Origin of the sequence: Methanomethylovorans sp. (assembly GCF_041447285.1) — an archaeon.
Classification (GTDB): Archaea; Halobacteriota; Methanosarcinia; order Methanosarcinales; family Methanosarcinaceae; genus Methanomethylovorans.
The window spans coordinates 1-14,197 of sequence record NZ_JBGMEB010000014.1 but is presented as its reverse complement, the minus strand read 5'-3'; the positions used below and the strand labels follow the sequence as shown (position 1 = coordinate 14,197).

Here is a 14,197-nt window from a genome sequence, read left to right as displayed (position 1 = left end):
AAAAGATAGGGAAAAGTATAAATATTTATTTTTATTGACACTTTCCACTTTGACTAAATTGCTACATAAAGAGAACTCATTAAATCAGCCTCTATGAAAAAATATATATACATAATTCTAACTATGAGTTTTGTCAGTAAAAAGAGACTGGAAATTAAAGGAGAATGTCTACGGAGACTCTCAATGACTTTTATGTGCATAATTGCCTGCAGGATCTTTGAGGACGAGATCATACATCTTATTAAAAACGATTCTCAAATTACAAAGGTTTTAGTTCAAGATAGCCCGGATGCTGCAGGTATACTTGGAAAATTGTCCGATAATTCTATACCTCATACAGTTTGTTCAGCAAATGAAATAGAGTATATGGCATACACAGAAAAAGAAACAAATTATATCCTTGTTTTAAATATCCTTGGTTTTTCCCTTGATGCATCCCCCCAGTTATTAAAGGAAAGTGTCTACAAGGAAGTTGGCAGCATGTCCAATTATGCTGATACTATTCTTATATTCTACGGATTGTGCGGAAATGTCCTTGGCAATATAAACAGTGACTTTGCACACCTTTCCTGTCCTGTGCACATTCTGAGAGAAGAAGACGGCGAGGTCATCGATGATTGTATAGGTGCTTCCCTTGGAGGAAGAATAAACTATCTTAAAGCCCTGAAAGAAGCCGGAGGAGATGGTATTTATTTCCTCACACCTATGGGAGCTGCTTTCTGGAGGGAGATGGCGGTTATTGCCCGTCTCACAAATGATCCTGAAAATACTACCATGATAAAGATAGTTTTTGATTATTCAGGATATAAGAAAGTAGGCAAGATTGATACAGGTCTTGCTTATGAGAAAAGTTTCGATGAAAATGTAGAAAAGTTTGCTCAAACCTTTGATTTTCAAATAGTCAATATGGAAGGCACAGTGAAGATTGTTGAGCAATCATATCAAAGAGCCAAACAGGCCATTTTAAAGAAAAAGGAGAACGTATAAATGCAATATAGTCTTGGCATTGATGCTGGTGGTACTTACACTGATGCTGTTGTTCTCAGTAATACTGATGGTAAAGTTATGCAGACAAACAAGGCATTGACAACATATCCTGATCTTATCCATGGAATAAGAAATGCCTTAGACGGTCTTGACCAAACATTCTTGGCTAATGTAAAGATGGTCTCGGTTTCAACAACCCTTGCAACAAACACAATACTTGAAAATACCGGTTACCCTGTCGGCTTAATACTGATTGGAAAAGCAAATGTTCCCAGCGATCACAAAATAAAATATAGTATACAGGTTAGCGGCGGCCACAACAGTGCAGGTAATGAAGTTGAACCCCTTAATATCCGGTCAGTTGAAGAATTCATCCTGAAAGTTAAAGATAATGTTTCTGCTTTTGCAGTTTCCTCATATTTCAGTGTCCGTAACCCTGAGCATGAACTACAGGTAAAGGACAGTATAATAAAATTTACCGATCTGCCAGTGGTTTGTGGACATGAACTGTCCCAAGACCTTGGAGCTTATGACAGAGGTGTGACAGCTTATCTGAATGCACAGTTGATACCCATAGCTAATCAATTTATGGTAGCTGTGACAGCAGAGATCAGAAGAAGGAACATTGAAGCAAAGCTCATGATGCTCAAGTGTGATGGATCTGTAGTGGGCATAGAAGAAGCTCTTAGAAAACCTATTGAATCTATTTTTTCAGGTCCTGCCGCCAGTTTACTGGGTGCTTCTCATCTTTCAGGCTTTAGAACCTGTGCAGTAGTTGATGTAGGAGGGACAAGCACTGATGTCTCTATGATATCTGAAGGCCTTCCTGAAATATCAAATTCAGGAGCAATTGTAGGCAAATGGCAGACAAAGGTAAAGGCACTAAAGATGGAAACTTCCGCTATGGGAGGAGACAGTCATGTGTGGATGCTAAATCATGAGATCCATATAGGACCTCGCAGGGTCATGCCCTTATGCCTTGCTGCGATGAAATATCCGGAGATAAAAGAAAAACTTAAGATGAAACAAACGATCCTCAGAAACCAGATCGGGGAAAACATACAGCCTACTAAATTTTTCATGACGAGCGGAAAAAAGCCGGATGAACTTAGTCCTGAGGAAAAAGATCTTTTCAAACGTCTTAGCGAGAGGCCCTCTTCAGTAAGTGAGATATACTGGAACGAGGACCGCATGCCAAGCCCCATGACTATGGATATGCTTATCCAGAAAAGACTTGTGAAAACCATAGGTTTTACTCCCACTGATGCTCTTCATGTTTTGGGAGAATATGACCAATGGGATGCGGAAGCAGCAGAAATAGGTGCAGAAGTACTAGCCACATTCACAGGTATTGATAAGTTGAAATTATGTTCCAATGTGAAGGAACAAGTGGCATTTAATATGGCTCTGAACCTGGCTGCCTTTCTTCTTGAAGGCGTGGACAGAGAAGAAATAAAAAATATAATCAAAGGGAACTTTGCTGCAGGTATCAAAGTGAAAATGCCCGTGGTATTACTGGGAGGACCAGTAACTGCCTACAAGAATGACCTTGGGAAATATATAGAATCTATTATCGTTGTTCCTGAACATTCCAGTGTAGGAAACGCTGTGGGAGCACTTATGGGTAAAGGTATCAAAAGACTTGAGGTACTCGTAAAAGCCTCGCTCACGGAGTCAAAGTACAATCTGAAACCTGAAGCTTACATTGTTTTCTATCCGGGTGGCAGAAGAGAATTTTCCTCATATACAGAAGCTTTGGAACATGCAGAAAAGATTGGGGCTGAACTTGTGATGGAGTACATGTCATTTTCCGGATTGGATAATAGTAAAGTGAAGATAGACATGAGCCGTACGGACATAAGCGTGGAGGATGGCATCACACCTCTGGAAACAAAACTAGATTTCCTTGGAGTAGGGATAGTAAAAGGCGAAGTGAACAACTGAACAGCCATCAAAAGCATTTGAATCAAATTCAGGATTTAAGACGGGAGGAGAAATGCAATATAGTCTGGGTATTGATGCAGGTGGTACTTACACTGATGCAGTTATTATAAGAAACTCTGATAGGAAAGTTGTGGCTTCACACAAAGCCCTTACAACTTATCCTGAAGTGATCACTGGTATTGAAAACGCTATTGATGGCCTGGATCCAAAATACTTGAAGGACATAAAGCTTGTCTCAGTTTCTACAACTCTTGCAACCAATACGATACTTGAGAAAACAGGCTATCCTGTAGGCCTGATTCTTGTCGGCAATTATGTGGTGCCTGAAGAAACATCTATTGAAGAATATATCATGGTTCAAGGAGGACATACTGCAACCGGAGCCGAAGCGGCCGCTCTTGATATGGATACAGTGAAAGAGTTTGTGGAAAAAGTAAAGGATGAAGTATCTGCTTTTGCAGTTTCTTCTTATTTCAGCGTGCGAAACCCTGAACATGAAATTCATATAAAAGATTACATAGTAAAAACTACGGGCATGCCTGTAGTATGTGGGCATGAACTATCCCAGAGTCTGGGAGCCTATGAAAGAGGTGTAACAGCATACCTCAACGCCCAGCTTATACCCATAGCCACACAGTTCATAAACGCCATTATTTCTGACATTGAGAGAAGAGGTATTAATGCAAAGCTCATGATGCTGAAATGTGATGGTTCGCTGATAAACATCAAAGAAGCCATAGAAAGACCCATAGAATCCATATTTACAGGACCTGCAGCAAGCCTTATAGGAGCGTCTTTCCTTTCCGAGAGAGATACATGTGCAGTAATAGATGTAGGAGGTACGAGTACTGATGTTTCCCTGCTGTATAAAGGACTGCCCGAACTTTGTGAGGAAGGCGCTAAAGTGGGTGGCTGGAATACGAAAGTGAAAGCTATCCGGATGGAAACTTCCGCTATGGGAGGAGACAGTCACGTATGGATTAAAAACAGGAAGTTAAACATAGGTCCTCGCCGGGTAATACCATTATGCGTTGCTGCTGTGCAGTATCCTGGTTTTAAAGACACTTTAAAAATAGGACGCACCCCTGCAAGAGTAGAGCTGGGGGAAAATGTGCAACCCACAAAGTTCTTTGTGCGTACAGGAAAGGAACCCGTAAAGATAAGTCCCTATGAACAGGAAATACTCAATACAATTGGCAAAGAACCAGTATGCATAAGCGATATTTATTGGAAATTCGGGCGTCCTGTTTCAGTAGAACATCTGGACTATCTCATACAGAAGAGGCTTGTACAAGCCATTGGATTCACACCCACAGATGCTTTGCATGTATTGGGTGACTACAATGAATGGGACAGGGAAGCTTCAGTTATAGGTGCAACTATTATGTCAAGACTTGTGCATATAAGCGAGGAGGAACTCGCGGAGCACATAAAGAAAGAAGTTGCATATAATATGGCCTTGAACCTGATGTCCTTTATGCTTAAGGGAGTCGACAGTAAAGAGATAGAAAAGATACTAAGGGGTGATTTCTTTTCTAAGTTCAGGCTATCAGTACCTGTGGTACTTCTCGGAGGACCTGTAAGGGCTTATGTGGAAAAGATGCAAAATATCATCGATGCAGAGATAATACTGCCACCTTTTGCGGAAGTGGGTAACGCTGTAGGTGCATTGGTAGGTCAGGGTGTCAAACGGGTCGAAGTTCTTATTAAAGCTGTGTATAGAGAGAAACAGAGACTTTTCCTTGTCTTCACACCCGGAGGATTCGAGGAGTTTTCGACTCATGGAGAAGCCCTAAAGTATGCTGAGAACATGGGTGAAAACCTGGTTATGGAGTACATGAGGGAAGCAGACATGGATTGGAGCGATGTAAAAATAGACATGTCCAGAGAAGATATAACGCTGCATGAAGGCAGCCCCATCCCCATAGAAACAAAGCTTGTATTTCTGGGAGTGGGAAGCCTCAGGATCAATAATAGATCTTGATCTTCTTCCCTTATTTTGACATAACCCGTGCAAACGCAAAATATAAATAGTAGGTTGAAGGATTACTCTTTACTAAATGGAAACCGGATCAGGTTGATCAAATGGACTCTAAATCCGTTCAGCCGGGTTAAATTCCCGGGGTTTCCGCCATTTCCATTCCTCTAAATATTGATTCATCTCTATTTTGCAATCTGTATTTTTGCTATTGTTCTTTCATCAAACTGTTGGACAAATATAAATACTACTTTTTCCTAGCAAAAAATATAAATAGAGGACTGAGTGACATGAATATAATCTTAATTAATACAAAGAAGGTAAAGTAAAATGTCACTGAAGAAAGAGAACAACTGGACATTGCTCTACATGGGCTTATAGGAGATTCTTGAACGGTCGTAGCGTATAAAGGAGCTGAAAGCATGAAGAAAAAATTACTTGAATCCTTAATTAATGATACTGATATGTGGGTATCAAGAACCGGATTGCTGCATAGCATACGGGAATTTAATGTATCTCAACGTTTTATTCATATAGTTACCGATTGTGGAGAGACTTTTGACATTAGGAACTCGAGGTCCAGCCGCTCGGCAAGGTCTCTGAGACTTAGGAAGTTCAAAAAACCCTGCAAACACTGTCGCGTTTCTGACATGAAGGTCAATGAGTTCTTGCAGAAAACATCCAAGGAAAGTAAAACGAAATCTGTAAGAGTAACAGAAATTCCATCATCTGTAAATGTGTCTATTCCTGTTCAAGCTGAGAGACCAGTGGTCTCTGTTCCACCCATCCCTAGAGTTCAGTCTGAAATACCTCCTATGATGCAGGCTCAGAAGAAAACTGAAAAAAGGGTAGAAGGCCAAAATATAAATACATCTAAGAAACCCGTAACTTCTGGTACAAAAACAAAAGATGCAGGTTTCACCCAGAGCCAGAAGGACAGAATAGTCTCGCTGCTTGGGCCTGATGAAATGATTTCCTTCTCAAAAGAGAAGCGTTCATTCCAGGAACTTGAAGTCACCCTCATTAACAAAAGAAAAGAAGACCTGCGTGAAGTGTATGAAGACAGCAGGGAAAACCTTCTGGGAAAACTGGAGCGCCAGATAACTGAATTCTTTGTAGACAGAGGTTTCATGGAGATTAAATCTCCTATTCTGATACCTTTCGAGTATATGGAAAGAATGGGAGTCGGTGAAGATACGAAACTTTCCCAGCAGATATTCCGCGTGGATGAAAACATGTGCCTTCGCCCCATGCTTGCCCCTGGCCTTTATAATTATCTGTACAAGTTCGATAACGTCCTTCCTGATCCTATACGCATATTCGAGATAGGACCTTGTTACAGGAAGGAATCTGATGGTAAGAGCCACCTTGAAGAGTTCACAATGCTCAACTTCTGCCAGATGGGATCAAAATGCACCCGGGAAAACCTGATACTTCTCATTCAGGATTTTCTGGACTTCCTGAACATAGAACATGAGATTGTCTCTGATAACTGCATGGTATATGGAGAAACTATAGATGTGCTCCATAAAGACATGGAACTCTCCTCTGCAGTTGTAGGACCCATCCCTCAGGACATAGACTGGGGTATAAACAAACCCTGGATGGGAGCCGGATTCGGACTGGAAAGACTGCTTAAGGTCATGCACAATTTCAAGACCATTAAAAGAGCAGCCCGTTGTGAAAATTACTACAATGGCATAAGTACGAACCTATGAGGTGATCTCAATGTTTACTAATATGGACAATAACGAGCTTGACAAATATGCACAAAATATCATAGATGGGATGCAGTTATCTGATGACGATCTTCGAAAAATGCTTTTGATAAACGACAGTATGGAACTTGAAAAGCTTCATTACGTTGCGAGGAAAGTGAGAGACCACTACTTCGGGAACAAGGTATTCCTGTACAGTTTTGTTTACTTTTCCACACACTGCAAGAACAGATGTGCATTTTGCTACTACAACACAATGAATAAGATCAACAGGTACAGACTGGAACTGGAGGATATCCGCAACATATGCAAGCAGCTTAAAGGAGAGCAGATCCACATGGTGGACCTTACCATGGGAGAAGATCCTTATTTCTATGAAGAACCCTCCCGATTCGCCAAAGTCATAGACATCGTAAAGGAGGAACTTAATCTCCCCATTATGGTCTCGCCTGGTGTGCTGGATGATAAAACACTGGAAATGCTTCGTGGACATGGAGCTAACTTCCTTGCCCTGTATCAGGAAACTTACGACGAAGAACTTTATAAGAACCTGAGAGTTGGGCAATCCTTCTCAGACCGCATCCATGCCCGTGAATTCGCTCAGAAGATAGGTTACTGTGTAGAGGACGGACTGCTTACGGGTGTAGGTAATGATGTAGAATCCACCATCATTTCTCTTAAGGGTATGGCAAAAGACAATCCTCAAATGGTCCGGGTTATGACCTTCATTCCCCAGGAGGGAACACCTCTTGAGAAAAAAGTACAGGAATCAAACCTGTCAGAACTTAAGATAATATCAGTGCTAAGGCTGATGTTCCCCAACAGACTGATACCAGCATCTTTGGACGTAGAAGGCATCGAAGGCATGGTATACCGCCTTAATGCAGGTGCCAACGTGGTTACATCCATAATCCCCTCCGACTCTTCCCTTGAAGGAGTGGCAAACTATGATCGAAAACATGAAGAGAGGAAAAGAGACCCAAAGAGCGTAGTAGAAAAGCTCAGGACTATGGGTATGGAACCAGCCGCACAGTCAGATTTCAACAGGATATTGGGAGTGGTGGCATGAAGCAGATATGCCTGATCGGAGGCAAGCTACAGGGCTTTGAAACTGCATACCATGCCAGAAAAGCGAGCATGGGAGTTGTATTGGTAGACAGGAACAAAGATGCATTCATAAAGCATCTTGTGGATACGTTCCACTGTTTTGACATTGCGGAAGAACCCGAAAGACTCATAGAGATATCAAAAACCGTAGATGCCATGATCCCTGTCAACGAAAATTTTGACACTATCGATTTCCTTGAAACTATAAAGGACAAACTTCAATGTCCATTACTCTTTGATTTTGATGCATACAGGATAAGCAGGGATAAGAACACATCTAAGGAATATTTCAGGTCCATAGATATTCCAACTCCTGCTGATAAACCCACCCATCCTCCATATTTCATAAAACCCTCCTGCATGAGCAGCAGTATAGGCACAGCCATAATCTATGACGATGAAGGTCTGAAGGGTCTTGATCCCACTATACTGATAGAAGAATACGTAGAAGGAGACGTGTTATCCCTTGAAGTTGTGGGGGACGGAGAACATTTTGCAGTGGTGAAGGAAACAAAGGTGCATATAGATGACACCTACGACTGCCATATGGTGACACCCATTGACCACAACCCTGAACTCAGAAAAATCACCTACGAGCTTGCCCGTAATCTTAAGCTCAAAGGTATCATGGATGTGGAAGCAATTGACAGTCCACAAGGTTTGAAAGTGCTGGAAATTGATGCCAGGTTCCCCAGCCAGACACCTACAGCTGTGTATCATTCATCAGGAGTGAATCTCTTGGAACTGCTGATGCAGGCTTTTACTGAAGGTGTCCAGGAAATGACACAAGCACCGGAGGGTAACTACTGCATATACGAACACCTTATTCTGAAAGATGGCAAACTTTTGCCCATAGGTGAGCATATTCTCTCTATGGGAAAGAACTACAGGCCAATCCATGAATCCGAAGGTATGGAAATATTCCAGCGTGATGGAGAACACAAAGCATTCACGGTTGTGACCTGGGGTGCAGATCAGGAGAGTGCCGAGATGAACAGGAAAAAGGCACATGAAATGATACTCACAGCACCAGAGCAGGAGGTGGTATGAATGGCATTGCTCACACCTGAGGATCTGGACAATCTCTCTAGCAAATTTCAAGAGGTAGAATACACCATTGAAAGAGTTACAGGAAGCAAACTAACGGATATATGCAAGGACATCTATGGAAAAGACCTGGGGTCGGAAAAGGTGGGTATAATACCCATAACCGCAGGAAACGGAGTGATAAGCAATTTCTCCTCTTCCCTGCTTTTCATAGTCCAGCGCCTCGGACTTGAAGGATTTATTACCCAGCATACGGACGTAGCAGGATATTATGAAGCCATAAGCGAAGGTGCAGACATATTATTGATGGCCGATGACCATCTTTTCATAGCTCACAACCTAAAGGACGGAAAGGTTGTCACCAATCATGAAGCAACAGGCATAATCTACTCAGAGATAGCTTCCAGGTTCAAGGACGCGGGTTCAAGTGAGATCCTGGTAGTAGGTCTTGGAAGAGTGGGATATGCAGGAGCTAAACATCTTGCTGAAAAGGGTTTCAATGTTTATGCCTGTGACCCAAACAGGAACTTTCTGGAGAAAGCAGCTCATGAGCTTGGGATAAAGGAATACTGCAAGGAAGACCGCAAGAAATTTTCAATGGTCTTCGAGGCAACACCCAATGCAAATACCATTACTGAAGGTATGATCGCAGAGAGATGTCTGGTCTCAACACCGGGAATACCCTGTGGATTACCTGAAGAAGTCGGAAAGAAATACAGAGTGGATCTCGTCATGGAGCCACTCTTCATCGGGGTCGCATCGATGTTATATTCGGTAGTATGACCTCATTTTTCTCTTTCATTTTTATTTGAAACCTGATTCTGGAAAAGCAGGGGAAACGATTTAGAAATGTGTTGTATTTCCAGTATCCTTTTCCAAGGCTGTCAATTTGAACTCAGATACATCAAATAAGCCTTTGTCACTTATCTTAAACTTTGGAATTACCAATAATGCCATAAACGACATTGTCATAAAAGCTGAGTTCAAGTTACATCCGATCTGGTGGACTTTTTCATTCAGCACTTTATAGGCTTCGATAACATTACTCGCTTTTTCATCTGAGATCAACCCAGCAACCGACAGAGGAAGATGATATATATCGACTCCATCTGAGAGAGCCAAGCCACCCCTTGACCCAACAAGCTTGTTGATTACCCGAGCTATATCTACATCATCCGTTCCTATGGCTATGATGTTGTGGGAATCATGGGCTACTGTAGAAGCTATTGCCCCTTTGTTGATATCAAAACCCTTTATAAATCCAATAGAAGGCACAGGATCTTCCGTATAACGGTTGATTACTGCTATCTTGTTGATCCCGTTTGCAGAATCTACAAGCACCTTGCCTTTTTTCTTTGGAAGCTGGTATTCCAACATATCTGTGAAAAGTGAACCATCAAAAGCCTGTATAATTTTAAAAAGACTGGCATCCGAGCATACTTCCAGTTGTTCTGGTCTGATCTCTTTATTTAATTTGAAATTATTGACCGGTTTTGATGTAGATGTCTGAAACTGTACCTTACTATTTTCAAATACAGGTTTTCCGTCTATATAGGTTGCAATAACATCCATTTTATCCAGAGAATTGACAATTACGAAATCTGCCGGATCTCCTGGTTGCAGCATCCCCGTATTGATCCCATAGTGTTTTGATGCATTGTAGGAAGAAACCCTTAATACATCGAAGAGATTATGACCTGCAGCTATGGCTCTGGACACAAGTGTATTTATATGCCCCTGTTCAAGAGAATCAGGATGACAGTCATCTGTGCAGAACATACATGATTCAGGGTACTTAGCGATAAGAGGATGAAGAGTATCGAAGTTTTGTGCTGCGGAACCTTCCCTTATCAGGATATGCATTCCATTCTCTATTTTTTCCAGGGCTTCTTCCAGCCGGGTACATTCATGGTCTGTGCTGATTCCTGCATGAATGTATTTTTTAAGTTCCTCTCCTCCAAGCTCAGGTGCATGACCATCAACAGGTTTATCTGAGTCAAGCGCAGCTTTGATCTTGGCATATACCTCAGGGTCATCGCCCAGTACACCAGGATAGTTCATCATTTCACCTAATGCAACTATTTTGGGCTCGTTCATCAGGATTTCTATTTCCTTTGATGATAAACTGTGACCTGTGTTCTCAAATACGGTTGCAGGCACACAGCTTGGAGCAGTAAAATGTATCTTTACAGGTACTTTTTCAGCTTCCTTTATCATATAAAAAATTCCTTCAAGACCACATACATTAGCTATTTCATGAGGATCGGAAACAGTAGCAACAGTACCATGTTTGACAGCCATTTTGGCAAATTCAGAAGGTTTGAGCATTGAGCTTTCAATGTGTACGTGGGAATCTATAAATCCGGGCAGCAGATACCCATCAAACTCCTCTCCTGTCTTTTGGATATTTTGTATTTTCCCATCCTCGATACTGATGATGGCATTATAAATATCCCTTTGAATAATATCAACCAGTTTTCCTTTAATCGTTTTCATACAGTGTGTTTTGGTTTAAGAGTTTTTATTTATTTTCCCCAGCAGCTTCCTGATTATCTTTTCCTATGGAAATATCTAAACAGTGACGGTTAAGGATTTCTGCAAGATGCTGGTACATGAATCACATTTGTTACAATAATTATAAAATTAACTTCAATTCAATATGATATTCGCTGTAAAAAAAGTAAACAGGACCATTGGTGTGGTCCTATCTGTTTTGTTTATTTAGGGTAAGTTATTGAATTAGATGCTCCGGCTCCGTCCCATGGGATTGTATAAGGTACAGATATATCATTCACCGTGAAAGTGAATTTTGCAGTACTGAGTACCTTTACTTCATTGGAATAGAAAATTACTTGTCCAGAGCTATCTGTAAGACCGATATCCGAATCAGTGGTTGCACCACTCCATTTACCTGAAACGGTTGCTCCTTGAATTGGGACAGCTGGCGTTTTACTTGTATCAACTATTGTTATGGTGGCTTTTGCAGTTACTAATGTATTCTTTCTGACTGTCCTTGGGGTACAGGTTACTGTCACATCCTCGATTGATACCTGGTCAGTTGGTCCTGAAATTGGGGAATAATCGTAAAGTGCTTGATATGCATCCACTATACCACATCCATATCCAGCCGTAGTATCCATATTTGCAGTTGACTCTATTGCTGTCCGCACATTTTCTGGTTTGACTCCATCTGCTATCAGCAAGGCTGCAACACCAGAGACGTGTGGTGTTGCCATTGAAGTTCCCTGATAGAAGTAATAACTGAATGTTCCAGTTTTTGGGTTGAAAGTATTTTGTAGTATACCATCCCCATAACCATCACCGCTTTGGTCTACATTCAAGTCTCCTCCAGGTGCCATTATGTCAAGTGCATCTCCGTAGTTGGAGTAATATGCGCGGGTTCCATCATATCTGGTTGCACCAACGGCTATACATTCCTCATAGGCTGCCGGATACCCAACAGTTGAAATTCCATCATTACCTGCAGCAGCCACGATGACAATATTCTTGCTGTCTGCAGAATTAATTGCATTCCCAAGCGGTATCAAACTCTCTGCAGTTACAGAAGGGGGGAATCCCAAGCTCATGCTTATCACATCTGCCCCGTTATTGCTGGCATAAGATACCCCGTCTACAAGCTGGCTCAGGGTTCCACTTCCTTTTGCATTCAACACCTTTACAGGCATTATCGTACAACCATAAGCTACGCCTGCAACTCCTATTCCGTTGTTTGTACTCTGGGCTATGGTCCCAGTCACATGCGTTCCATGACCATTGTCATCATCAGGGTTAGTATCACGATTTACAAAATCATAACCTGAAAGGATTTTAGTATTTGCAAGGTCAGGAGCAGTCTTTTTAACTCCGGTATCAATCACAGCAACAACCACACCGCGTCCTGTAGAAAGAGGCCATGCTTGCTCGACATTTATGCCATGTTGGGAGTTGAAGTTCCATTGTAAATCATAATAATAGTCGTTAGGCACGAACCCGGTCGCATACATGAGATAATTTGGCACTGCATATTCGACATTTGGGTTCTTGCTATAAATCTCGGCCATCTCTTCGACAGTCTTGGTCTTTGGAACCTTCAGTGTCTTGAAGCCTGCATACGGGCTTGTATACAGGACAGAGGTCTCATGTTTAGCGTTGATATCCTTGATTTCTTTATCCGAAAGTCCGGGCTTGAATTTGACAAGTATCTCGCCAGGTACGTACTTTTCAGTATCCTTAACATCTACACTTTTTTCTAGTATGTCATCTGAGCTTGCATCTACCAGTGCTGATGCTGGTACTGCTAGCATTATCATTGAGCAGACAACAATCAATGTAAGTATCCAGTTTCCAATATGTAATTTCATTTTACCACACCCCACACTTAATTCGATATAATAACGTTTCAGTGTTGAGTAAATAAGATTTTCGATAGGAATTGTTTTCAAAAACCTTTTTTTCTTAAGCAATGGAGGAAGGATTCAAAAAGCCTAATAGCAGAGAGATCTCTATGCAACTTATCTATCAAAATGAGGTAATAAAAATAGCATGTAGATCAATATGAATCTACAGAGAGCAATGAGGCCAGTTCATCTTCACCGTAGGCTTTCCCATTAATGATTGTTCTGACCCTGTTCATCTTGAAGCAGTTGGGACAACGGCGGATGAACTGAAGACTGGTTGCAACTGCAAAAAACTCTTTTTGACAATTATAGCAAGTAACGACTATGTTCATTTTTACCCCCTATAAGAAAATAGCAGTGTAAGAAGATAAGGATTTCATTGTAAATTCAGTAAATAAAAAACAAAGTGCGTAGAAAAACGATTTGAGAATAATTTCAACTTACTTATTTGCTTGAAAAACAAGGATTCCCACAGAAACTTAAAATGTTCTCAACAATAAAAGGAATGATTAAAGCGAATATTTTGAACTCTCTTGAGTTGAAATCATTGGACAATTCCCCATGCAGCAATATTTTACTTTATTTGGATGGGTGCAAGCATCCTGAGATGGCAAATTGTACTGGCGAAGGGAGCAATTCTGCCATACTTCACATTTCCATTTTAAGAAATCCGTTTTATCCCTCTTTTTTTACTGCCCATCGGTAGGCTATTTTCTGTCAAATAACAATGCTCCCAATATAAACACATCGTTTTAGTTTCCTTTTTTTAAATTTGAGATAGTTATCTTGATGTTCAAAGTGATCCTTGATTTCATCTGATAGATGAAAATCTAATTATGAATAACTACCTTGGGGATGAAAACTTGAGGATATTTTATAAGTTCTAAAAATGGGCTTTGTAGAAATCCTCATTTGAGCAATACATATAACTTTGACATGCCTGTCAAGGTTATGTATCAATAACTTGATTTTAACCTCTTTTACTTGATTCCAGTAGTTTTTTGCCTTAATTTCTTCAC

At 41.0% G+C, this 14,197-nt stretch carries 10 protein-coding genes and 1 pseudogene; 7 read left to right on the top strand and 4 right to left on the bottom strand.

Going from position 1 to position 14,197, the window contains the following annotated elements:
- Positions 1-183: 183 nt before the first annotated feature.
- From ACC612_RS08555 to pylD, 7 genes are all read left to right on the top strand, one after another.
- Positions 184-987 carry a DUF1638 domain-containing protein gene (locus tag ACC612_RS08555; protein ID WP_371854113.1) on the top strand — a complete coding sequence of 268 codons (804 nt, stop codon included), beginning with the start codon at positions 184-186 and terminating at the stop codon, positions 985-987.
- The gene (locus ACC612_RS08550) at positions 988-2,931 is read left to right on the top strand and encodes a hydantoinase/oxoprolinase N-terminal domain-containing protein (protein ID WP_371854112.1); all 1,944 of its coding nucleotides are present in this window, start codon (positions 988-990) and stop codon (positions 2,929-2,931) included. It abuts the gene before it with no gap.
- Positions 2,932-2,983: 52 nt separating this feature from the next.
- On the top strand, positions 2,984-4,915 hold the full coding sequence (locus tag ACC612_RS08545) for a hydantoinase/oxoprolinase N-terminal domain-containing protein (protein WP_371854111.1): 1,932 nt from the start codon (positions 2,984-2,986) through the stop codon (positions 4,913-4,915).
- A gap of 416 nt (positions 4,916-5,331) precedes the next feature.
- The gene (gene pylS / locus ACC612_RS08540) at positions 5,332-6,627 is read left to right on the top strand and encodes a pyrrolysine--tRNA(Pyl) ligase (RefSeq protein ID WP_371854110.1); all 1,296 of its coding nucleotides are present in this window, start codon (positions 5,332-5,334) and stop codon (positions 6,625-6,627) included.
- A 10-nt stretch (positions 6,628-6,637) separates the two neighbouring features.
- Positions 6,638-7,696 carry a methylornithine synthase PylB gene (gene pylB, locus ACC612_RS08535; RefSeq protein WP_371854109.1) on the top strand — a complete coding sequence of 353 codons (1,059 nt, stop codon included), beginning with the start codon at positions 6,638-6,640 and terminating at the stop codon, positions 7,694-7,696.
- Complete coding sequence (gene pylC / locus ACC612_RS08530; RefSeq protein WP_371854108.1) at positions 7,693-8,784, top strand: 3-methylornithine--L-lysine ligase PylC; 1,092 nt, start codon at positions 7,693-7,695, stop codon at positions 8,782-8,784. Before pylB ends, pylC begins: the two co-directional genes overlap by 4 nt.
- Positions 8,785-9,564 carry a 3-methylornithyl-N6-L-lysine dehydrogenase PylD gene (pylD, locus tag ACC612_RS08525; RefSeq protein WP_371854107.1) on the top strand — a complete coding sequence of 260 codons (780 nt, stop codon included), beginning with the start codon at positions 8,785-8,787 and terminating at the stop codon, positions 9,562-9,564.
- Positions 9,565-9,624: 60 nt separating this feature from the next.
- Here pylD and ade read toward each other — a convergent pair whose 3' ends face one another.
- From ade to ACC612_RS08505, 4 genes and pseudogenes are all read right to left on the bottom strand, one after another.
- A complete protein-coding gene (gene ade, locus ACC612_RS08520) occupies positions 9,625-11,277 on the bottom strand; it encodes an adenine deaminase (RefSeq protein ID WP_371854106.1) in 1,653 nt (550 codons plus the stop codon).
- Positions 11,278-11,498: 221 nt separating this feature from the next.
- Entirely contained in the window at positions 11,499-13,142 is a 1,644-nt protein-coding gene (locus ACC612_RS08515) for a S8 family peptidase (protein ID WP_371854105.1), read from the bottom strand.
- 188 nt (positions 13,143-13,330) lie between these two features.
- Positions 13,331-13,510 carry a hypothetical protein gene (locus tag ACC612_RS08510; RefSeq protein ID WP_371854104.1) on the bottom strand — a complete coding sequence of 60 codons (180 nt, stop codon included), beginning with the start codon at positions 13,508-13,510 and terminating at the stop codon, positions 13,331-13,333.
- Positions 13,511-14,012: 502 nt separating this feature from the next.
- Positions 14,013-14,197, bottom strand: a pseudogene (locus ACC612_RS08505) (hypothetical protein); the annotation flags it as partial.

What these genes read in the sequence shown, in the direction of transcription:
- ACC612_RS08555 (WP_371854113.1), top strand. Translation starts at nt 184, where the DNA reads ATGACTTTTATGTGCATAATTGCCTGCAGGATCTTTGAGGACGAGATC.
- ACC612_RS08550 (WP_371854112.1), top strand. Translation starts at nt 988, where the DNA reads ATGCAATATAGTCTTGGCATTGATGCTGGTGGTACTTACACTGATGCT.
- ACC612_RS08545 (WP_371854111.1), top strand. Translation starts at nt 2,984, where the DNA reads ATGCAATATAGTCTGGGTATTGATGCAGGTGGTACTTACACTGATGCA.
- pylS (WP_371854110.1), top strand. Translation starts at nt 5,332, where the DNA reads ATGAAGAAAAAATTACTTGAATCCTTAATTAATGATACTGATATGTGG.
- pylB (WP_371854109.1), top strand. Translation starts at nt 6,638, where the DNA reads ATGTTTACTAATATGGACAATAACGAGCTTGACAAATATGCACAAAAT.
- pylC (WP_371854108.1), top strand. Translation starts at nt 7,693, where the DNA reads ATGAAGCAGATATGCCTGATCGGAGGCAAGCTACAGGGCTTTGAAACT.
- pylD (WP_371854107.1), top strand. Translation starts at nt 8,785, where the DNA reads ATGGCATTGCTCACACCTGAGGATCTGGACAATCTCTCTAGCAAATTT.
- ade (WP_371854106.1), bottom strand. Translation starts at nt 11,277, where the DNA reads ATGAAAACGATTAAAGGAAAACTGGTTGATATTATTCAAAGGGATATT.
- ACC612_RS08515 (WP_371854105.1), bottom strand. Translation starts at nt 13,142, where the DNA reads ATGAAATTACATATTGGAAACTGGATACTTACATTGATTGTTGTCTGC.
- ACC612_RS08510 (WP_371854104.1), bottom strand. Translation starts at nt 13,510, where the DNA reads ATGAACATAGTCGTTACTTGCTATAATTGTCAAAAAGAGTTTTTTGCA.